At 62.0% G+C, this 20,799-nt stretch carries 19 protein-coding genes; 9 read left to right on the top strand and 10 right to left on the bottom strand.

Features of this window, described 5'->3' with window-relative positions; genetic code table 11:
* The first annotated feature begins 80 nt into the window (after positions 1-80).
* The 3 genes from fen to ACGYLY_RS07840 all read left to right on the top strand — a co-directional run bounded on the left by fen (position 81) and on the right by ACGYLY_RS07840 (position 1,705).
* Positions 81-1,061 (top strand): flap endonuclease-1, encoded by a 981-nt coding sequence (gene fen / locus ACGYLY_RS07830; protein WP_395282210.1) that lies wholly within the window; start codon positions 81-83, stop codon positions 1,059-1,061.
* 40 nt (positions 1,062-1,101) lie between these two features.
* Positions 1,102-1,395, top strand: a complete 294-nt coding sequence (locus ACGYLY_RS07835; protein ID WP_395291135.1) for a hypothetical protein — start codon at positions 1,102-1,104, stop codon at positions 1,393-1,395.
* 61 nt (positions 1,396-1,456) lie between these two features.
* Positions 1,457-1,705: a BolA family protein gene (locus tag ACGYLY_RS07840; protein ID WP_231183856.1), complete on the top strand. Its 249-nt coding sequence runs from the start codon at positions 1,457-1,459 to the stop codon at positions 1,703-1,705.
* Positions 1,706-1,746: 41 nt separating this feature from the next.
* On the opposite strand, the gene ACGYLY_RS07845 is transcribed toward ACGYLY_RS07840, so the two are convergent.
* The 4 genes from ACGYLY_RS07845 to ACGYLY_RS07860 are packed head-to-tail and all read right to left on the bottom strand — an operon-like array spanning position 1,747 to position 6,145.
* Positions 1,747-2,907: an ABC transporter ATP-binding protein gene (locus ACGYLY_RS07845; RefSeq protein WP_395282208.1), complete on the bottom strand. Its 1,161-nt coding sequence runs from the start codon at positions 2,905-2,907 to the stop codon at positions 1,747-1,749.
* A gap of 37 nt (positions 2,908-2,944) precedes the next feature.
* Positions 2,945-3,871: a carbohydrate ABC transporter permease gene (locus ACGYLY_RS07850; protein WP_231183858.1), complete on the bottom strand. Its 927-nt coding sequence runs from the start codon at positions 3,869-3,871 to the stop codon at positions 2,945-2,947.
* Positions 3,868-4,860, bottom strand: coding sequence for a carbohydrate ABC transporter permease (locus ACGYLY_RS07855; RefSeq protein WP_395282207.1), 993 nt, complete (start codon positions 4,858-4,860; stop codon positions 3,868-3,870). The genes ACGYLY_RS07850 and ACGYLY_RS07855 overlap by 4 nt, the downstream gene beginning before the upstream one ends.
* Before the next feature lie 19 nt (positions 4,861-4,879).
* The gene (locus tag ACGYLY_RS07860; RefSeq protein WP_395282206.1) at positions 4,880-6,145 is read right to left on the bottom strand and encodes an ABC transporter substrate-binding protein; all 1,266 of its coding nucleotides are present in this window, start codon (positions 6,143-6,145) and stop codon (positions 4,880-4,882) included.
* A gap of 229 nt (positions 6,146-6,374) precedes the next feature.
* Between ACGYLY_RS07860 and ACGYLY_RS07865 the strand changes: the two genes are divergently transcribed.
* Positions 6,375-7,787, top strand: coding sequence for a class II fumarate hydratase (locus ACGYLY_RS07865; RefSeq protein WP_395282205.1), 1,413 nt, complete (start codon positions 6,375-6,377; stop codon positions 7,785-7,787).
* 158 nt (positions 7,788-7,945) lie between these two features.
* Here the strand turns inward: ACGYLY_RS07865 and ACGYLY_RS07870 are convergent, their stop codons facing one another.
* Positions 7,946-8,875: a hypothetical protein gene (locus tag ACGYLY_RS07870; RefSeq protein ID WP_395282204.1), complete on the bottom strand. Its 930-nt coding sequence runs from the start codon at positions 8,873-8,875 to the stop codon at positions 7,946-7,948.
* 236 nt (positions 8,876-9,111) lie between these two features.
* Between ACGYLY_RS07870 and ACGYLY_RS07875 the strand changes: the two genes are divergently transcribed.
* The gene (locus tag ACGYLY_RS07875) at positions 9,112-9,573 is read left to right on the top strand and encodes a PH domain-containing protein (RefSeq protein WP_395282203.1); all 462 of its coding nucleotides are present in this window, start codon (positions 9,112-9,114) and stop codon (positions 9,571-9,573) included.
* Positions 9,570-11,084, top strand: a complete 1,515-nt coding sequence (locus tag ACGYLY_RS07880; RefSeq protein ID WP_395282202.1) for a PH domain-containing protein — start codon at positions 9,570-9,572, stop codon at positions 11,082-11,084. Before ACGYLY_RS07875 ends, ACGYLY_RS07880 begins: the two co-directional genes overlap by 4 nt.
* 10 nt (positions 11,085-11,094) lie before the next feature.
* Here ACGYLY_RS07880 and ACGYLY_RS07885 read toward each other — a convergent pair whose 3' ends face one another.
* A complete protein-coding gene (locus ACGYLY_RS07885; protein ID WP_395282201.1) occupies positions 11,095-12,276 on the bottom strand; it encodes a PAS domain-containing protein in 1,182 nt (393 codons plus the stop codon).
* Between the two features lie 166 nt (positions 12,277-12,442).
* Here ACGYLY_RS07885 and gatE point away from each other — a divergent pair, with 166 nt between their 5' ends.
* Together gatE and ACGYLY_RS07895 are read left to right on the top strand one after the other, a co-directional pair.
* A complete protein-coding gene (gatE, locus tag ACGYLY_RS07890) occupies positions 12,443-14,311 on the top strand; it encodes a Glu-tRNA(Gln) amidotransferase subunit GatE (RefSeq protein WP_395282200.1) in 1,869 nt (622 codons plus the stop codon).
* A 98-nt stretch (positions 14,312-14,409) separates the two neighbouring features.
* Entirely contained in the window at positions 14,410-15,246 is an 837-nt protein-coding gene (locus ACGYLY_RS07895; protein ID WP_395282199.1) for a formate/nitrite transporter family protein, read from the top strand.
* A 7-nt stretch (positions 15,247-15,253) separates the two neighbouring features.
* On the opposite strand, the gene ACGYLY_RS07900 is transcribed toward ACGYLY_RS07895, so the two are convergent.
* The 3 genes from ACGYLY_RS07900 to ACGYLY_RS07910 are packed head-to-tail and all read right to left on the bottom strand — an operon-like array spanning position 15,254 to position 18,233.
* Positions 15,254-16,141 (bottom strand): ABC transporter permease, encoded by an 888-nt coding sequence (locus ACGYLY_RS07900; protein ID WP_395282198.1) that lies wholly within the window; start codon positions 16,139-16,141, stop codon positions 15,254-15,256.
* Position 16,142: 1 nt separating this feature from the next.
* Positions 16,143-17,087 carry an ABC transporter permease gene (locus ACGYLY_RS07905; RefSeq protein ID WP_395282197.1) on the bottom strand — a complete coding sequence of 315 codons (945 nt, stop codon included), beginning with the start codon at positions 17,085-17,087 and terminating at the stop codon, positions 16,143-16,145.
* 9 nt (positions 17,088-17,096) lie between these two features.
* Positions 17,097-18,233 carry a PotD/PotF family extracellular solute-binding protein gene (locus tag ACGYLY_RS07910; RefSeq protein WP_395282196.1) on the bottom strand — a complete coding sequence of 379 codons (1,137 nt, stop codon included), beginning with the start codon at positions 18,231-18,233 and terminating at the stop codon, positions 17,097-17,099.
* 171 nt (positions 18,234-18,404) lie between these two features.
* Here ACGYLY_RS07910 and ACGYLY_RS07915 point away from each other — a divergent pair, with 171 nt between their 5' ends.
* Positions 18,405-19,472, top strand: a complete 1,068-nt coding sequence (locus tag ACGYLY_RS07915; protein ID WP_395282195.1) for an ABC transporter ATP-binding protein — start codon at positions 18,405-18,407, stop codon at positions 19,470-19,472.
* 61 nt (positions 19,473-19,533) lie between these two features.
* Here ACGYLY_RS07915 and ACGYLY_RS07920 read toward each other — a convergent pair whose 3' ends face one another.
* Complete coding sequence (locus ACGYLY_RS07920; RefSeq protein WP_395282194.1) at positions 19,534-20,763, bottom strand: chloride channel protein; 1,230 nt, start codon at positions 20,761-20,763, stop codon at positions 19,534-19,536.
* Positions 20,764-20,799: the final 36 nt, after the last annotated feature.

Genomic DNA, 20,799 nt, shown 5'->3' on the forward strand with positions numbered 1-20,799 from the left:
TCTCGATTTCGTCCGGTTTTGTCCCCGCCCGCGGCATCGAAGACGGAGGCTTAAACCCTCTCCTCCCGTAGCATCGGCAAATGGGAAACTCCGCACTTCGACAGCTGGCGTCCCTCGAAGAGATCAGCTTCGACGACATCGAGGGGTCGCTCGTCGCCATCGACGCGCACAACTGGCTCTATCGGTATCTCACGACGACGGTCAAATGGACGCGCGACGAGGTGTACACCACGGATGACGGCACCGAAGTCGCCAACTTGGTCGGCATCGTCCAAGGCCTGCCGAAGTTCTTCGAACACGAATTGACGCCGGTGTTCGTCTTCGACGGACACGTCGCGGATTTGAAAAGCGACGAAATCGAGGACCGGCGCGAACAGCGCGAGAAACTGGAGGAGCGATTGGAGGAGGCTCGCGAGGAGGGCGACGCCATCGAAGTCGCACGCCTCGACGCACACACCCAGCGACTCACGCCGGTCATTCAGGAAACGACGCGGGAACTCCTCGACCTGTTGGACGTGCCGGTCATCGAGGCACCGGCGGAGGGTGAGGCTCAGGCGGCACACATGGCCCGGACGGGAACCGTCGATTATGCCGGGACGGAGGATTACGACGCGCTCCTGTTGGGCGCACCGCTCACGCTTCGCCAATTGACCAGCAAGGGGGACCCCGAACTGATGGACTTCGACGCGACGCTGAAAGAACACGACGTCACGTGGGAACAGTTGGTCGACATCGCCATCCTCTGTGGCACCGACTTCAACGAGGGCGTCTCGGGCGTCGGCCCGAAGACGGCGCTCAAAGGCGTCAAGGAACACGGGGACCTCTTCGGCGTCCTCGAAGAGCGGGACGCCTACATCGAGAACGTGGACGTCATCCGGGGCATGTTCCTCGACCCCGACGTGACCGACGAGTACGAGTTCGATCCGGAGATGGACCCGGACATCGACGCGGCGCGCGAGTACGTCACCGAGGAGTGGAAGGTCCACGGGGAGGAGGTAGAACGCGGGTTCGAACGAATCGAGGAGAGCATCACCCAGACCGGCCTCGACCAGTGGACGTAGGGCCGGTACGTTCAGGGAGTTCGAGAAGGTACGGTCGATGATGGCCGACAGGATGCTCGAACCGAACGAGATAGCGGAAGGGATGGTAGTCACGTTCGACTGGTCCCCGGAAAAATCGGGGAGCGGCGGAACCGTCGAAGGGAAAATAACGCGCGTGTGGCGACCGGAAAACGACGTTCAGGAGTTCACGGTCGAGGAGGACGACGAAACGGTGTGGAACGTCTACACCGAATACCGTCGCCCGCCGGTCGAACGCATCGACCTGTCGGGAGACGGCGATACCGAACCGGACGCCGAGACGGTCGGGCGACTGGACGAAATCGCTCGCTCTTAAGTCGAACCGCAGCCGTCCTCGAACCCCTCGTCTTTTGGTCGCGCACGGGAAACGGGTTCCCATGAACGCGAACGAAGTCGCCGAACTCATCGAATCCGGATTGGACGACGCCGACGTGACCGTGAGCCATCCGCGCGGCGTTCACGACGAAGACCACCTCGCCGCGACCGTCGTCTCGCCCGCGTTCGACGACAAGACGCTGGTCGAACAGCACCAGATGGTGTACGACACGCTCGGCGATCACATGACGACGGACATCCACGCGCTTGAACTGAAGACCTACACGCCAGAAGAGTACGACGCGCGATAAAGTAGCCCGAGCGAATACGGGTCCGGAACCGGCGAGCCAGTTCAGTGGCTCGGAAGCGCCGCTTCGCGGTCGAGACGTCGATTCCGAAGCGCGATTCCCGTGTCGGAGTCGAAGAGGTGAATCGCGTCCTCGGGAATCCGAGCGACGACTTCGTCTCCCGCTTCGATGGTTCGCATGCCGCTCAGCGTGGCGACGAACGGCTCTCGCTCCTCCATCAATTTCGCTTCGCCCTCGCCCACGAACTGGAGGTAGACGTTGTTTTCGTTGCCCATCGGTTCGACCACGTCCACGATCGTTTGGAATTCGTGGTCACCGCTCCCGCTGGCGACGAGTTCGACGTCCTCGGGGCGGACGCCGAACGTGACGTGCTCCGCGTCGCCGAGTTCGTCCGCCGTCTCGGATGACAGCGGATACTCGAATCGCTCGCCGACGAGTACGTCCCCGTTCCGAGTCGTTTCGAAGAAGTTCATCGACGGTTCCCCGATGAACCCGGCGACGAACCGGTTCGCCGGTTGGTGGTACGCCTCGATGGGCGTTGCGACCTGTTGGAGTTTCCCGTCGTTCAGGATGGCGATTCGGTCGCCCATCGTCATGGCCTCCGTCTGGTCGTGCGTGACGTACACCGTCGTCACGCCGAGGTCCTCCTGCAACCGCTGGAGTTCGGTGCGCATCTGCGACCGAAGCTTCGCGTCGAGGTTCGACAGCGGTTCGTCCATCAGGAACACCTCGGGGTCGCGGACGATGGCCCGGCCGAGCGCGACGCGCTGTTGCTGACCGCCCGAGAGCTCACCCGGCTTGCGGTCCAGCAGGTCCGAGATTCCCAACATCTCGGCGGCGTCGTCGACCGTTCGTTCGATCTCGCTATCGGGCATGTTCGTCGATTCTTCCAGCCCGAAACTCATGTTCTCCCGTACCGTCATGTGCGGATAGAGCGCGTAGGACTGGAACACCATCGCGATGTTGCGCTCCTGCGGCGGAACGTCGTTCACCGTCGTCTCGCCGATCGAGAGGCGACCGTCCGTAATACTCTCCAATCCGGCGATCATGCGGAGCGTCGTCGATTTGCCGCAGCCAGACGGGCCGACGAGGACGAGAAACTTCCCGTCGTCGACGTCTATCGAGAGGTCGTCGACCGCGACGACGTCGTCCCCGCCGGACTGTCCAAACACCTTCGTCAATCCATCGAGCGTTAACTTTGACATATTTCCTCCATCGTGTTCGTTTGCGTATCGATCGTCATTACGTTGCGACCCCCTTGGCGAACTCCTCGCCGAACGCGATGTAGACGAGGAGCGTCGGAATCGCGGCGATGAGCGCACCAGCCATTCGGAGCGGGAATACCGTCCCGGACAGCGATTCCCCGAGACCCGAAAGGATGAGGACGACCGGTGCCGCGGAACTACTCGAACTCGACACGAGGATGAGCGCGAACAGCAGGTCGTTCCATATCTGCGTGAACTGGTAGATGAGCGTCACCGCGAACATCGGCGTCGAGAGCGGCAACACGATTCGCAGATAGATGCGTCCGAAACTCGCGCCGTCGAGTCGGGCGGACTCTATCATCTCGGTGGACATTCCCTGATAGTAGCCGCGGAACAGCAGCGTACAGATGGGGATCCCGTAGGCCACGTGCGTGACGATCAGTTTGACGAGCGCCGAGTGTTCGGACGTGAGGAACGGAAGCGACCACATCGGCGCGAGCATCTCCTCGACGGGGATGTAGTTCCAGAACTCCGAGAGCGGAACGAGCACCGCCTGATAGGGGATGAAGATTCCCGCGATGAACAGCGCGAGAATTCCCGCCTGCCCCTTCCAGTTTATCTGGGTCATCCCGTACGCCGCCAGGCTTCCGAGCAGCGCCGAGAGAACGGTCGCCGGAACGGCGAACAGGAAGCTGTTCACGAGACCGCGACCCAGCGCCGAGATAGCGACCGACCAGTACTTGGTGGTGAATCCGTCCGGTCCGGGCGGGAGGAACGGAACCGTCCGAGAGACGGCCGAGTTCGTCTTCAACGAGGTGACGAGTCCCGTCTCTATCGGGACGAGGAAGAACGCTACCAGAGAGACGAGAACGCCGTACAGCAGAACTCGCCGCACGTCCAGATCGAACAGCCACGCCGCGATATCTCCCCGGCGCGATTCGGTTGTGTGTGATTGATTGCTCATAGGTTACCGTGTCTGTATTGGTTGATGAGGTACGGACCGATGATGCCGAGCGCCAACAGGAACAACATGATGGCGATGGCGGACCCGTACGCCCAGTGTTGGTTTCGGAACGCTTCCCGGACCATCTTCGTCGCCAGAATGTCCGACCCGTTCGGGGGCAGAAAGCCGCCGACGAGCGAGTAGAGGAAGTCGAAGGCCTTCAGCGCGAACACCATCAGGACGACGGCAGCGCTGATGACCGCGTTCTTCAACTGCGGGATGATGACCCGCCAGTACATCCGCAACGTACTCGCGCCGTCGACTTTGGCGGCCTCGTAGTGCTCGGTCGGAATCGCGCGGAGCGCCGCCAGGTACACCACCATGGCGTAGCCGCTGAACTGCCAGACCAACGCAAAGACGACGGCCCCGAGAACGAGTTGCGGGTCGCCGATCCACTGGTACTGCCCGAGGCCGAACGTTCGGAGGACGATGTTGACGATGCCGTTCTGGTAGTTGTACATCCACAGCCAGAACTGCGCGGTCACGACGAACGAGAGGCTGAACGGCAACAGGTAGATGGTTCGGAACGTGTTCTCGAATCGAATCTTCCGATCCACCAGGATCGCCATCACGAGGCCGACGACGAGACAGGCCCCGGTGAACGCGAGCAGCAACACGAACGTGTGTACCGTCGCGGAGATGAATCCGGGGTCGTTGAACGCCTGCGTGTACATCTCGAAGTCGAGATGGCCGTAGTCGACCGAACCGAACCCCTGGTAGTCGGTGAGGGAAATGATGAAGTTCCAACCGATAGCGCCGTACACGAAAAACCCCATCAGCAGGAACGGCGGGAGCCAGAACGGAAGCGACCCGACGAAATCCTCGCCGAGGTACGCACGGAGACCCGACCGCGAACTCGACTCGGTCGCGGTTGCGGTACCACCGTCGGTTCGGACGGTCCCGGTATCACCAGTTACCCGTCGTTTGACGCGTCGTATTGTGTTACGCATGGAAAGAGTGGTCGGCTGATTAGCCCTGAACCTTGTCGATCATTGCGTTCGTCGCGGCGTCGACGTTGTACGGCCCGGAGAAGTTGCTGGAGATGACCTCCTTGAGGCTAGTGAGCGTCTCCGGTTCGACGGCGAGACCGTGTGCAATGGTGGGTGGCCGGTGTTTCGCGTTCTTGAAGTCCTCGATGGTCTCCGTGAGATACGGTCCGAACTCGTCGGTACTGACGTCCTTCCGGGTCGGGATGGACCCTTTCCACTTGTTGTACGCGACTTGCGCATCCTTGCCGCCGACGAAGCGCATCCACTCCTTGGACTTCTTCGGGGACGGATTGTTGCTCGGGTAGAGGAACGCGTCGATGTGCAGCGTGTACATCCCTTTCGTGCCCGGGTACGGGACGAATCCCCAGTCCTCGTTGTACTTCAGGTCCTCGGACTTGTACGCGCCGGCGACCCAGTTACCTTGGTGGATGAACGCAGCGTCGCCGCTCATGATCTTCTGGTTCGCCTCGGTGAAGCCGATGGTGGAGGCATCCTCGTTGGTGTACCCCGTTATCATCTCCTTCGTCGTTTCGAAGGAGCTTTTGACGGCGGATTTGGGGCCCTTTCCGTTGACGTAATCCATGTACTTCGAGTAGCCGCTCTGTCCGAGCATGTTCACGGCCCAGAGCTGAAGCGTCGGCCACGTGTTCTTTCCGCCGAGCGCCATCGGTGCGGCGTCGGTCTTCTGTTTGACCTTGTCCATCGCGTCGACGAGCGCTTTCGGGCTGTCGAGCGATTTCGGGTCGACACCCGCCTTTTCGACGACGTTAACGTTGTAGAAGAGACAGTTGAGGCGGTGGGAACCGATGGGAACCGCGCTCATCTTATCGTTATATTTACATTTATCCACGGCTTCCTTGACATGTGACGATTTCAGGTCGGCTTCCTCCCACACGTCCTTCTCGATGTTGCCGAGGGCACCCTCGTACTTGATGAGGTTCTTGCCCGGCCAGTTGGCGAACGCACTCGGCGGGTTGTCGTTCCGGAGACGTTTGGCGACGACGGCGTCGAGGTTCTCGTTACCACCGCCCCCGATGGGACGGAAGTTCGTCTCCATGTCAGAATGACTGTCTTTGAAGGTACTTGTGAGGTTGTTGACCGCTTTTTTCCCGTCACCGCCCGTCCATCCGTGCATCACTTCGAGCGGTTTGTCGGTCGATTCATCGCCGCTTCCACCGCTTCCACCGCCGAGACATCCTGCGAATCCGGCCATACCCGCCGCACCGATGAGACCGGTCGTTTTCATATAACTACGCCGTGACAAAGTATCTGATTCATTACCTTTCATACGTAACTATCATCCACGCCTACGTTTATCATTTGCCACGGGGTACTTAACCATTTTTCTATTACTTCTCTACCGAGTGAATATCTCATGTCGTACTTTTCCGCATTAATCCCTCTCCGATGAAACGAGGCGAAATCGGCCCCGTTTCGATGGGTTTTACGCCCGCCCACTTCCACCTTCCACACGCATGAGCGACGAGGATTATCGAATCGAGGAGGACAGCCTCGGGGAGATGCAAGTACCGGCCGACGCCTACTGGGGCGCACAGACCCAGCGCGCGGTCGAGAACTTCCCCATCTCGGGAATCACGTTCGGGCGGCGGTTCATCCGCGCGCTCGGAATCGTGAAGAAGGCCGCCGCGCAGGCGAACGAGGAACTCGGGATGATAGAGGAGGACGAGGCAGCGGCCATCGTCGAGGCCGCGGACGAGGTCATCGCGGGCGAACACGACGACCAGTTCCCGGTTGACATCTTCCAAACGGGATCCGGCACTTCCTCGAACATGAACGCGAACGAGGTCATCGCCAACCGCGCCGCCGAAATCTACGGGGAAGAAATCGGGGACCGCGTCATCCACCCGAACGACCACGTCAACTTCGGCCAGTCGAGCAACGACGTGATTCCGACCGCGATGCACGTCTCCGCGCTCGAAGCCCTCGAGAAGGACGTGCTTCCCGCACTCGACACCCTCCGTGAGGCGCTCGCGGAGAAAGAAGAGGAGTACGACGGCGTGGTGAAGACGGGCCGCACGCACCTGCAAGACGCCACCCCCGTTCGCGTCGGACAGGAGTTCGGCGGCTACCGCGCACAAATCGAGAAAGGTCTCGCGCGCGTCGACGACGTGCGAGCACACCTGAGCGAACTCGCGCTGGGCGGCACGGCGGTCGGGACGGGACTGAACACCCACCCCGACTTCCCCGCGCTCGCCGCCGACTACATCAGCGAGGAGACGGGTATCGAGTTCCGCGAGGCGGACAACCACTTCGAGGCGCAGGCCGCCCACGACGCGATGGCGGAAGCACACGGCGCGCTCCGCACCGTCGCTGGGTCGCTCAACAAGATCGCGAACGACCTTCGCCTGCTGGCGTCGGGGCCGCGTAACGGACTCGGCGAAATCGACCAACCCGAAAATCAGCCCGGCAGTTCCATCATGCCCGGCAAGGTCAACCCCGTCGTCGCCGAGGCCGTCAATCAGGTCCACAAGCAGGTCGTCGGCAACGATACCACCGTCGAGTACGGCGCTGCTGAGGGTCAGATCGACCTCAACCTGTACAAGCCCGTCCTCGCACACAATTTCCTCGAATCGGCGGAACTCCTCTCGAACGTCAGCGAGACGTTCGGTGACAAGTTCGTTCGGAAACTCGACGTGAACGCGGAACACTGCGAGGAGCAGGTCGAACAGAGCATGGCGCTCGCCACGGCGCTCAACCCGCACATCGGCTACGACAAGGCGTCGAAAGCCGCGAAGGAGGCGCTCAAGGAAGGGAAGACCGTTCGACAGGTCGTCATCGAGAAGGGCTACCTCGGCGAGGAGGAAGCGAACGAAATCATCGACCCCGAAGCGATGACGCACCGCGGCATCCTCGGACAGGACGAGTAGTCTTTCGGCCGTTTATCTCCCCGTGAACGCCGTTCTACGGGCTTGCGCGGCGCAACCGTCGGCATCGGCGAGGTGGGAACGATGCGAGCGACGGCGCTGTCGGCGTATTCGCATGATAAACGGTCGGTCGGAGTCGGTCCGAAAAAGGTCGAACCGGGTTAGAACAGGCTGGTGAAAAAGGACACGACGCCTTCGATGAGGGAGATGAACCCGCTCCAGAGCTTTCCGAAGAAGCCTTGGCTCCCGTCGGACGGCGGGGTCGTCGTCGTCTCCTTCATCGAGGTGGTCGTCTGTCCCTTTTGTCCCTTCCCCTCCGTCGTCTGCTGGGTGGTCTGGGTGGTTGTCTCCGCTTGACACCCTTTCGAAGAGATCGTGATGCCCTTGTTCATGTTCAGTTTCGTCCGCGTCGGGTTGTTTACGTCCCCCGACAACACCTCCCATTTCTTGATTTTGCCGTCGTACACGCCACCCTCACCCGCCAACACGGCCTGTTTGTTGAACTGCGGGTGGATGGTGAACTCGAAGTCGTTCCCCAGTCCGCGATAGACGGCACCGTCGGCGCGGCCTTCCTGCCACGTCCAACTGATGTTCGCGCTCGCGGTTTCCTTGCCGTTCCAGTTGCGATGTTTCGAGTAGTCGAACGTATCGCGGTTCGTCGAGGCGTCGTAGGAGTCGTCTTTGATGACGAACTTCCCTTTGACGGGAAGGTTGGTCATGCGGAACGTCACTGCGCCTCCCTTCCCCGCGTCGATCTTGTCGTGGATCATGACGAGGCTGAGTCCCTTCGGCCCCTTGTAGAGGAAGAGGATGCTGGTGTCCTTTCGTTGGAGGTTTTCCGTTCCGAAAGAGGCGTACTTGTACGACGACGGGTCGGTGTCCGGCGTTCGGTAGTCGTAATACTCTTGGATCGGCAGCCCCGACATCGACAGCGGTTCGATGGGGATACATTTGCCGTCTTGTTCGATGGAGAACTGGGCGTTGCTCCCGGATTGTGCACCTACCGACGAGACGCCTCCGAGTATGGCGGTCGAGGCGGCAGTCGCCTGAACGAATCGGCGACGGTTGATAGTGGGCGAGTTCTCGGTCATGCTGTCCACGAAAGGTACGATTTCCTGGGACCTTTGTTCCACGCCGACTGACTGAAATCAGCGCCAGCCGAACGAAACGGTAGGACGGCCGTACTCCCCCGGTAAGGGTGATATTCGGACACAGTAGGGTAGTCATTCTCTGACGGGGATCGACCCCGACCGGGGCGTGCGTTCGCCGGCAAACCGACCAGTACCCCACGCCTACTTTTATACCACGTCCTCCCCGTCGTGTACGTATGGAGACACTCAACCCCCGAATTCGCCTCGTCTGGTTCGTGAGCGTCCTCGTCGTCGCGACGCTCGTCGGCGGCGCACTCGCCGGGGTTCGTCGGTTTCTCGTCGAGTTCGCGCTCACCTTCGTCGTCGCCGCCGTCGCCGTCGCCGTACTCCTCGGTATCGCGTACATCGCGTTCAAATTCCGAGCGTGGCGGTTCGAAATCCGGGACGACGACCTCTACCTCGAACGCGGCGTCTTCACCCGCGTCACGACCGTCGTCCCCTTCGTTCGGGTGCAGCACGTCGATACCCAACGCGGCCCCGTGGAGCGACTCCTCGGCCTCGGAAGCGTCGTCGTCTACACTGCCGGGTCACGCGGGGCGGACGTGACGATTCCCGGACTCACGCCGGAACGGGCGAGCGAACTACAGGGTCGTCTTCGGAACCTCGCGGTCGAAAGCGAGTACGAGGACGCGGTATGAAGTTACATCCGCTCTCGCTTCCGTATCGAATGGTGGTTCGAGGGGGCCGCGTCGTTTCCACCGTCCTGTTCGTCGGGGTCGCCGCCGCCGGGGCGATAGAGTGGTTGACGCTCCGAACCCTCGCGGTCCTCCTCGTCGTCGTTCTGCTCGCCGTGATAGGGTGGGAGTTCGCCTACCACCGACGGTTCGAGTACGAACTCACCGACTCGTCGCTCGACATCGAGTCAGGCGTCGTCTCGCGACGACGGCGGGAGATTCCGCTCCGGCGGATTCAGAACGTGGACATCCATCGTAACGTCGTCCAACGCGTCGCCGGTATCGCCTCCCTCGGACTGGAGACGGCGGGCGGTGGCGAAACCGAAGCGAATCTCGAATACGTCGCCTACGAGGAGGCACGACGGCTCCAGCGGGAGATTCAACGCCGGAAGAACGGTGCGCCGGCATCGACGGGAACGGAAGCGGAATCCGAAACGCCCGACGAGGAAGTGTTGTACGAGATCAGTTCGGAGGATCTGCTGTTGCTTTCGGCCGTTTCGGTCGAACCGCGTGCCGTCGGGTTGGTGTTCCTCGTCGTTCCCTTCGTCATGGGCACGACGGACCTCGCAAGCGTGTCGTTCTTCATCGGATTCTCGCGCGTCCTGTTTTCCGCACTCGTCCTCTGGGTGAGCAGCGCGATGATAACCTTCGCGCGCCACTACGGGTTTCGGCTGACGCGCGTCGGCGACGAACTGCGGTACGAACGCGGCCTGCTCCAGCGCTACGACGGGAGCATCCCGCTCGACAAGATACAGACGCTCACGGTGCGGGAAAACCCCGTTATGCGACTCGCGGGGTACGCCTCGCTCTCCGTCGAGACGGCGGGCTACGCGCCCGGGCAGGGACCATCGGGCGGGTCCGAGGCGGCGGTTCCACTCGCCGTCCGAAGCCGCGTTCGCTCGCTCGCCCACTCGCTCGAACCGTTCGACGACCCGACGTTCGAGCGTCCGCCCCGTCGAGCGCGACGCCGCTACGTCGTCCGCTACGCTCTCGTGGCCGTGGTTCTCACGGGCATCGTCTACGGCGTGGACCGGTTCACGGGATTCGTCGATTTTTGGTACGCGCCGCTCGCGCTTTTGCTCCTCGCGCCCGTGGCCGGACACTTTCGGTGGAAACACCGCGGCTACCACGTCGGCGACGAACACGTCACGACGCGAAACGGGTTCTGGCGACGGACGACGCGCATCGTCCCCTACTACCGAGTTCAGACGGTCATCCAGCGGGAAACGCTCTTTCAGCGTCGGTGGTCGTTGGCCACGGTCATCGTCGATACAGCGAGTTCCACCGGCCTTCGAAGCACGGACGGCCACGCCGCGGACGTTGACGGGGACTATGCCGACGAACTCCGGGAACTGGTCGCCCGTCGGCTGAGCAGGCAGGTCAAACGCAGACGAAGCGAGCGACGGAGAGGAACGGACCGACGTCGAGCGGAAACAGTGGCGGACGGCGTGGACTCGCGTTCCGAGAACGATTGACTGCGATCCGCTATCGCTCGACGTCGGTCCCCGAGTCCGTCAGATCCTCGACGATGAAGACGATACGTTCTCCGGCGCCGTCCTCGGCGTTGACGGGTCCTCCGTTGACCGAGAGACGACGCCACTCACCCGTCGGTGTTCGGTACCGCATTCGAACACCGCGAACGGTCGTTCCGTCCTCGAAGACGGCCCCCAGCGGATGTCCGTTCTCTCCAAGAGGAGTACCGTTCTCGTCCGTCACCGTCCATTCGCGGGAATCGTAGCTTCGTCCCGTGATTTCTTCCTCCGGAAGCCCCAACATTTCGACCATCCGCTCGTTGACCCGTTCGATGTTCCCGTCGGTGTCGAGGATGAGGATGCCGACGGGACTCGTCTCGAACACGCGTTCGAGCAGTTTCCGCTCGCGGCGGTGTTCTTCCCGAAGCCTGTTCTCGTCGGTGACGTCGCGGAAGTACACCGACAGTCCTTCGGTCGAGGGATAGGCGTGTACTTCGAACAGCGTTTCGAGCGGTTCGAAGTAGGCTTCGAACGTCGTCGGCTCCTGTCGTTCCATCGCTCCCCGATACTCCGCTTCGAACGTCGAACCGACCGATTCGGGAAACGCCTCCCAAACGACGTTTCCGAGGAGATCCGGTTCCGGACGGTCGAGGAGTTCCTCCCCGCGAGCGTTGAGGAACGTGAACCGCCAGTCGGTGTCCAAGGCGAAGAACGCGTCCGTCACCCGGTCGTAGACGGCGCTCATGTGCCGCCGATACGCTTCCGTCTCCCGCTCGGCGCGATAGCGCTCGACGACGTTCTCGATGCGGTTCGCCAGCACGGCGTACCTATCGGGGCCGCCTTTCTGGAGATATTCGGTCACGCCCGCGGAGATGGCTTCGCTCGCTATCTCCTCGCTTCCCTTGCCGGTGAAGAGGATGAACGGCAACTCCGGTTCGCGGTCCCGAACCGCTTCGAGGAATTCGAGGCCGTCCATCGAACCCATGTCGAAGTCGCTGACGATACAATCGACCGAGACGGCATCGAGCCGTTCGATGGCCTCGGTAGGTGCCGTTTCGGTGTGAACGACGATATCGGGGATGTGTTCGGACAGCAACGGGTCGGAGAGGCGCACCCGTGCCGGGTCGTCATCGACGTGGAGAATACGAATCGGCGCGTCCTCGCCGGGATTCCTCGACGCGAGGAAATCGTACATACAGTCGATACTGTCGCTATCATTTTTATATCTATGGACCGGCGACCGTGACGGAGTTCACGGCCGCAAAACCCGTCGGTGAACCCGAACGGCGGCCCCGTTCCTCGGGGGACAAACTCGCCCGAACTGGTCGGTTTTTTACCCCTCCACCTCCCATGTCCGCCCAATGAGTGAGTACGACTACGAGGACCTCGGTCTCGTGGCGGGGCTGGAGATACACCAGCAACTCGACACCGAGGAGAAGTTGTTCTGTGGCTGTCCGACCGAACTACGCGACCCCGACGAGTCGTCCCGAACGTTCACCCGCTATCTCCATCCGACGCGAAGCGAACTCGGCGAAATAGACGACGCCGCGCTCGAAGAAAGCCAAATCGACCGCGAGTTCGAGTATCTCGCCTACGACACCACCTGTCTCGTGGAAGCCGACGACGAACCGCCACATCGACTGGACGCGGAGGCCGAACAGGTCGTCCTCGAGATCGCACAGCTCCTCGACATGACCGTCGTGGACCAAGCCAACGTCATGCGAAAAATCGTCGTGGACGGGTCGAACACGTCGGGGTTCCAGCGGTCCACGCTCGTCGCAACCGGCGGGGAAATACGGACCAGTGACGGTCCTGTCGGCGTCGAGGACCTGATGCTCGAAGAGGAGAGCGCCCAGCGCGTCGAGGAGCGTGAGGACGGCGTCACCTTCAGCCTCGACCGACTCGGCATCCCGTTGGTCGAAATCGGCACCAGCCCGGACATCAGTTCACCCGAACAGGCCCGCGAGGCCGCCGAACGCATCGGAATGCTCCTCCGTTCGACGGGTCACGTCAAACGCGGCCTCGGCACCATCCGACAGGACGTGAACGTCTCCATCGCGGACGGCGCACGCGTGGAGATGAAGGGCGTCCAGAGCCTGGACGACATCGACGACCTCGTTCGGTTCGAGGTCGGTCGGCAGGTCGAACTCCTCGACATCCGCGACGAACTCCGCTCCCGCGACGCCGAGGTAGGCGAGGTGCAGGACGTGACGGACGTGTTCGAGGGAACCGAGAGCGGCGTCATCGGGGGCGCGCTCGACAATGGCGGAAAAGTCACCGCCGTCCCGCTGTTCGGTTTCGACGGCCTCGTCGGTCAGGAGATTCAACCCGACCGTCGCCTCGGGACGGAACTCTCGGACCACGCCAAGCGCCACGGCGCGGGCGGCATCTTCCACACCGACGAACTGCCCGCCTACGGCGTCACCGAGGAGGAAGTCGATGCGCTCCGGGACGCGGTCGATGCGGACGACGGGGACGCGGTCGCCATCGTCGCCGCCAGTCCCGACGTCGCGGACGGGGCGATCGAGGCCGCCGCGAAACGCGCGGCAGTCGCCATCGAGGAGGTTCCCGAGGAGACCCGCGGCGCGAACGAGGACGGCACCTCCGGCTATCTCCGTCCGCTCCCAGGCGCGGCGCGGATGTACCCCGAAACCGACGTTCCGCCGGTCGATTTGGACCCGACGGAGGTCGAAACGCCCGAACTGTTGACCGAGAAGGTCGAACGCTACCAGTCCGAGTTCTCGCTCGGGGCGGGACTCGCCAAACAGGTCGCCTACGGTCGCCGGATGCCGCTGTTCGAGCGCGCCGTCGAAACCGGTGCCGACCCGACGTTCGTCGCCGGACTGGTCGAGAGCACGGTGACGGAACTCCGGCGCGACGACGTGCCGGTCGAGAACCTCGACGACGACCACTTCCTCGGCGTCATCGCGCTCGTCACCGACGGCGAATTGGCGAAGGAGGGCGTCAACGACGTGATGACGCTGCTGGCCGAGAACCCCGGCCTGTCCGCCGCGGAGGCCGTCGAAGAGGCGGGACTCTCCGGTGTGGACGACGAGGAGGTCCGCGAAGCGGTGGTCGAAGTCGTCGAACGAAACGACGAACAGGTCGAAGAGGAGGGAATGGGTGCCTTCTCCGGCCTGATGGGCGAGTGCATGGGAAGCCTCCGCGGGAAGGCTGACGGCGACCTCGTCAGTGAGCTTTTGCGCGAGGAAATCCAGAAACGGGCCTAATACCCTCCGCCAGCAATCTTTTCACGAGCGTCGGTGAAAATTTCCCCGAGAACGATGAAATCGAACAGCACGTTCGTTCGTCGGTGGAGAGGGGACACGTGAGCACCAAACCGGATGTCGATCCGTCGGGAGGATCGCTCTCGTACGGAAACATCCTCGACCGCGAGATAAAGAACGCGTTAAAGGAGATCGACCGCCCGTCGAAGGGCCTCTTCCTCTCGGGGCTGGCCGCGGGACTCAACGTCAGTTTCGGCGCGCTGTTCATGGGTATGGTGTTGACGTTCTCGCCGTCGTTTCCCTCGCCTCTCGTCAAGCAGTTTTCCCTCGCGCTCGCGTCGTCGATCGGCTTCCTTTTCGTCGTGCTCGGGCAGACGGAACTGTTCACCGCGCACACCACGATGGGTTTGCTTCCGGTGCTCGACGGCCGCGCGTCGGCGTCCGAACTGGGCGAACTGTGGGGCGTGGTCTACGTCGCGAACCTCGTCGGCTGCGTGCTGTTCGCGGGACTCGTTACGCTGCTCGGGCCGTCCCTTCACATCGCGGAACCCGCCGCGTTCGGAACGCTCGCGAACGCGCTGCTCCCGCTTCCGTCGTGGACCATCTTCGGTTCCGGCGTCATCGCGGGCTGGCTCATGGGACTCGTCACGTGGCTGGTCGCCGCGAGTCGGGACACGGCGAGCCGTATCCTGTTCGTGGTAATCGTCACGACCGGAATCGGGTTCGGCCCGTTCCACCACTGTCTGCTCGGGACGACCGAAGTGCTGTCCGCGATGTTCATGGGACAGGGAGTCACGCTCGGCGAGTTCGGACACTTCCTCGTCTGGACGACGCTCGGAAACGTGGTCGGCGGAACCGTCTTCGTCGCACTGATCAACTACGAACACATCATCCTCTCGGAGGAGTATACCACGAGCGATTCCGACGGGGGAGAGTGAGCGGCGATTACGACTCTTCTTCGTCGCCCGTCCCGGCCACGTAGCCGGTGACGTTGCCGAGGTTCATCGCCACCGCCAGCGCGACGGCGATGACGAAGACGATGAACGTCGAGATGGCGTTCATCTTCGGCGCGGTTCCGTACTTTATCATCGAGTACATCGAGATGGTTATCACGTTCATCGTCCCGCCGACGAAGTGCGCTCGAATGAAGTCCTCGAACGACCGAATCCACGCGAAGAGGAACCCGGCACCGATGGCCGGCGCGACGATGGGGAGCGTCACGTCCCAGAACGTCGTGAGCGGGTCGGCCCCCAAATCCCGGGCCGCGTCCTCAAGCGACCTGTCGAAGGTGTAGAGGCGGGCCGACACCATCAGTAGGACGAACGGGAAGCCGTAGATGCTGTGGGTGAGGATGAGCGTGACGGGTCCCATGGTCATCCCGAGGATCGTCTGGAAGTAGATGATGAGCGCGATGCCCAGCACGACGCCCGGAATGACCATCGGGAGGATGCCGAACGTCCGGTACAGTTCCTTGAACGGGAAGTCGTAGCGTGCGAGCGCAAAGCTCGCCAACACGCCGAGGACCGTCGCGATGAGCGCCGAGAACGTCGCCACTTGGACGCTGTTCAACAGCGCGATCATCAACGACCCGTCGGCGAACGTCGCCGAGTAGTGGGCAAACGTGAACCCCTGAAACGGGAAGAACGTGCTCGAATTGACCGCGAACGAGAGGAACATCATGGCGACCAACGGTATCCAGAGGAACACCAACAGCAGTCCCACGACGACGTAGAGGCCGCGGCGGAGCAGTTGTTGTCTCCGCTCGTGCCCGAACGTCGGCGATTCGCTCGGTTCGTCCGCTCGTTCCGTCGTCGTTCCGGTTTCGGCCGCCATCTCAGACACCTCCCAACTCTTCGATGCTGACGTAACGGAACGCGAGCGCGAAGGCGACCACGATGGAGACGACGATGAACATCGACGCCGCGCTTCCGTAATCGATAGCGTACTGTCCCGTGATTCGTCCCTCGATGAGTTGCCCGACCATCAACACCTTCCCCTGTCCGAGGAACCGGGGCGTGATGAACGCGCCGAGCGCGGGAACGAACACGAACAGGCTCCCGCTGATGATTCCCGGCAGGGTCAGCGGTAGAATGACGTCACGGAGCGTTCCCGTCCGGGACGCCCCCAAATCGCGGGCCGCCTCGACGAGCGAGAAGTCCAACCCCTCCATGCTCGCGTACAGCGAGAGGAGCATGTAGGGGAAGTAGGCGTGCGTAAGCCCGACGATGATGGCCGGAACGCCGTAACTGAACAGGCCCACCGGGCCGTTCACGATGCCGATCTTCAACAGCGTTCGGTTGATGACGCCGCTCGGGCCGAACATGAGGTACCACGAGTACGCCCGCACGAGGTACATCGTGAAGAACGGCAACAGCACGAGGAAGATGACCACCTTGAACGTCCGGCCGCCACGCTTCGCAAGGAAGTACGCGAGCGGGAACGCCATCACCAGACAGAGGATCGTGGTGATGCCCGCGATCGCGTACGAGAGCAGGAGCGAGTGGAAGAAGGGCGTCTCCCAGAACGGGCCGGGACCGGCGAACAGCCCCGAGTAGTTGGTCATCGTCGGTTTCCAGACGATCTCGTAGGCGTCGTTGATGCTCATGAAGCTGATGACGACCATGAACGTCAGCGGTGCCATCAGCAGGAGCAACAGCCAGAGGAGGCTGGGACTGAGCGTGAGGCCGAGCGTGGCCTCACGCGATGCGAATGCACCGATGATGGCTCGCCGGATACCGATGATGGTTCCCCGAACCGACGCTAAAGTATCGGAAGACATTGGATGTGGTTATGCCGTTTTCACTTGGTCCCACGCGTTCTGCCATGCGTCCTCGTTCTCGACGGCCTTGAACGGGATGAAGTCCTCCAACCGCGACGGTTTGATGGACCCGTACATCTCGTTCTGTTCCTTCGAGAGGTGTTTCTGGGTCTTCGGGTTGCAGCTCGGCGAGTAACCCGCCTTGGCGAGGTCCGCGCCGAGTTTCGGCGCGATGAACTCGTTTATCACCTTCCACGCGAGGTCCTTGTTCTCGGACTTCTTCGAGACGACGGCGGATTCGAACCACGCGAGCGACCCCTCCTTCGGCGTCGCCATCTTCGGCCAGTCCGTGCCGTTCGCCCACATTTCCACGATCTCGTTGCGGCCGGACTGTCCGACGAGGAAGTTACCCTGCTTGAACGACTTGATATACGTCGGGTCGGCGGCGATGTACCCCTGTAGGTTCGGCTTCTGGTCGATGAGGGTCTGTTTCACCTTCTTTATCTGCTTCTCCGAGAGGGAGACCTTGTCCCCCTCGAAGGCCTTCTTGTATCCGAGATACAGCGCCGTCGCGCTCATCGCCTTGAAGTGGTTGTCGTACATGATGACTTTCCCCTTCAGGTTGGTCCCCTTGTACTTGTCGCTGAACAGTATCTCGTAGCTCTGGTCGTGATCCTCCGGAATCTTGCGCGAGTCGTAGGAGTAGCCGTACCATCCGAATCGAATGGGAACGCCGTACTTTTTGCCGTCCTTCGTGAACTGGTTCTTGCTGAACTGCTTGAAGGTGTCGTAGATTTCGGACTGGTTTTTCACGATGTCCTCGGGAACCGGGTCCACGAGGTCCGCCTCCATCATCTTGGGCACGTAGTTGTTGTTCGGAACGGCGATGTCGAACTGCTCGTCCTTGCCGGATTTCCACCCGGTAAACATGTTCGAGGAGGACGTGGATTTGGTGAACTTGACGGTCACGTCGAGACGGTCCTCTATCTGTTTTTTCAGGTCGGCGTACTCCTCCCACGTGAGGATGTTGATGGTCTTGTTTCCGCCGCTTCCGCCGCCACCGCCGCTGAAGAGACAGCCCGAAAGTCCCGTCATTCCGACCGCACCGGCCGACCCGGCGGCCTTCAGAAACGTCCTGCGACTATCTCCCGCGCTATATTTACTCATGTCTCCGCTACCCATGTCTTTGTCATCCATACACATGAGAAAGTCACGAACCCATATGATATTAAATCTTTGGCGGAATACCGTTACTCCGTGGCCACTAATTAATACTACTCCTGAAAATACCTAAATTTCTCCAGTACATTTATACTAAGTCCTGAGAGTACATATCTCATGGTAGACGATAACGATGTCCTCATCGATTTACACGGGATCAGAAAGGAGTACGACGAGGTGACGGCGGTCAAGAATATCGACTTTACCATCCGGCGCGGGGAGTTCTTCTCGCTCGTCGGCCCGTCGGGGTGCGGGAAGACGACGACGCTTCGTATGATCAGCGGGTTCGAGACGCCGACGGCGGGAACCGTCTCGCTCAACGGGGAGAACATGGCCGGCGTCCCGCCGAACGCGCGGGACACCAACCTCGTCTTTCAGCACCTCTCGCTGTTCCCTCACATGACCGTCGGGAAGAACGTGGCGTACGGCCTGAAGAAGTCCGGCGTCGATTCGGCGACGCGGGAGCAGAAAGTGAGCGAGTACCTCGAACTCGTGGATTTGGGCGGCTACGAGGACCGCCGTCCCGACGAACTGTCCGGCGGGCAACAACAGCGGGTCGCGCTCGCCCGCGCGCTGGTCAACGAACCCAGCGTCCTCCTGTTCGACGAACCCCTGTCGAGCCTCGACCGGAAACTCCGCAAGCAGATGCAGGTCGAACTCAGGAAGATTCACGAGAAGACCCAGGGCTCCTTTTTCTACGTCACCCACGATCAGGAAGTCGCCATGACCCTCTCCGACCGGATGGCCGTGATGAACGACGGCCGCATCGAACAGGTCGGCAAACCCGAGGACATCTACCGCGACCCGAACAGTACCTTCGTCGCCGACTTCATCGGCGACACAAACCTGTTCGAGGGTGAGGCGCGGGTCGAGAACGGTACCACGACGGTCGACATCGACGGCGGGACCTTCTCGTTCGTGGCCGACGAGGAGGTCCGCGACGGGCCGGTAACGGTCTCCATTCGCCCCGAGGAGTTCGTCCTCGCGAACGGGAGCGGGTCCGTCGAGGGCGAAATCGTCGAACGGTACTTCCAAGGCGACCAGACGAACTACATCGTCGACCCCGACTCCGAGTCCCTGTCGGACGTTCGCATCGTGATGCAGGGCCGCGAGTCGCCGGTCTCACGCGGTGAGCGCGCCGCCTTCGACGTTCGCGACGGCGCGCCGGTCGTCTTCGAAGCCTGACCGGTCGTTTCTCCCCCGTTTTCGTCGTCGATAGTCTCGACGCGTCGTGACGAGGGTCGTCTCAGTCCCGAACGTGGAACGACGGCGGTTCGGTCCGCGCGGCGGTCGTTTCGATGAAACGAATGAGCGGGCTCGCGACGAAGGCCGTCAGACTCGCCAAGAAGACCGGAACGATGCTGGCCCCGTCGGTCAACGCGATGGCGATGAGCGCCGAGGAGAGGGGCGTTCCTGTCACTGCGGCGTTGAAGGCCGCCATCCCGGTGAGCATCGCGAGGACGGGTTCGACGCCGGGAATCGCGGTGGCGACGGCGCGCCCGACGAGCGCACCCATGAACATCTGCGGGACGATGAGGCCGCCCTGCCAGTTGCCGTTTATCGTGAGGGCGGCGGCGAGCATCTTCCCGAACAGTGCGAGGATGAGGACCCAGAACGGGAACGAACCGGTCAGCACGTCGTTGATGTGTTTCCCGCCGTAGAAGTAGGTGAGCGGGAGCGCGTACCCGAGGAGACCGATTCCCAGTCCCGCGACGGTCGTTCGGACGTACACCCGCGGGGACCAGCGATTGAACAGCGTTCCGACGAGGGCAAACAATCGCGTGTACACGACGGCGAAAACGACGCAGACGAGACCGATCCCCAACGCGGTGACGAGGTGTCGGGTGGTGAACTCGCCGATGGCGCTCGCGTGCCACGCCGGGAAGAAGGAGACGCCACCGAGGCTCACCATCGTGAGATAGCCGGCGAAGCTGGCGACCAGCGTCGGGACGATGGCTTCGTAGTACTCCATCCCCCGTTCGTGCGGCAGTTCCAACCAGAGCAGACCCCCGCCGATGGGCGCGCCCAGAATCGCGCCGAACCCGGCACCCATCCCCGCCAGCGTGAGGATTTTCTCCGCGTTCCGCTCCCCCGACGCGTGGGCGATTCTCGTCCCCAGCGATCCGCCGACGGCGCTCATCACGCCCTCCGGTCCGGCGCTCTGTCCCGCGAGCAGACCGATGAATCCGGACGGGATGATGGGGACGTTCTCGGACAGCGGAACCGACCCGTCGCGATGGAATCGGCGAATCAGCGTCGAGAGCGTACCAGGGTAGAACGTCAGATAGAGAATCCCTCCGATGACGACGCCCGCGATCGTACTGATGACGATTCGGTGGTACCCGGCGGTGAACGTTCCCCAGAGGTGGTGAAAGGCGAACTTCCACGCGACACGAAACCCCGCCGCGAAGAGACCGACGCAGATGCCGAGGCCGATGGCGACGAGCAGCAGTCTGTTGAACCGTCGTTGCTCCATGACTGCTGAGCGCTAGGAACCCCTACGGAGTGGTGA

It is taken from the genome of Haladaptatus sp. CMAA 1909 (genome assembly GCF_043952005.1).
GTDB lineage: Archaea > Halobacteriota > Halobacteria > Halobacteriales > Haladaptataceae > Haladaptatus.